At 45.0% G+C, this 300-nt stretch carries 1 protein-coding gene; it reads left to right on the forward strand.

The genetic code is table 11. The annotated features are described in order from the left end of the window. Nucleotides 1-300: G5 domain-containing protein (locus tag E4T71_RS09400; protein ID WP_135039020.1), on the forward strand; the 300-nt coding region annotated here is incomplete at both ends.

Consider the following 300-nt stretch of genomic DNA (forward strand, 5'->3'; position numbering starts at 1 on the left):
AAACGGTTTATCAAGATGATGCCAGCATGAAGGCAACAGACCCAGAAGTGGTTGTCACAGAAGGTAAAGACGGTCAGAAGACGGTTACAACAACCTATAGCTTGGATAGCAAGACTGGTCAAATCAGCGACAATACCCCAACAGAAGTTCTTGTTTCAGCAGTGAATCGAGTGATTCGCCGTGGTACAGGTCAAGAAAGCAAGATTGCCTTTGAGACTCTCTATTTGGCAAGTTCAGATTTAGAAGCTGGTAAACAACAGGTAGTGACTGCTGGGGTTGAAGGTATCCGTCATCCAAATG

Origin of the sequence: Streptococcus sp. WM07 (genome assembly GCF_004570525.1) — a bacterium.
Lineage (GTDB): Bacteria > Bacillota > Bacilli > Lactobacillales > Streptococcaceae > Streptococcus.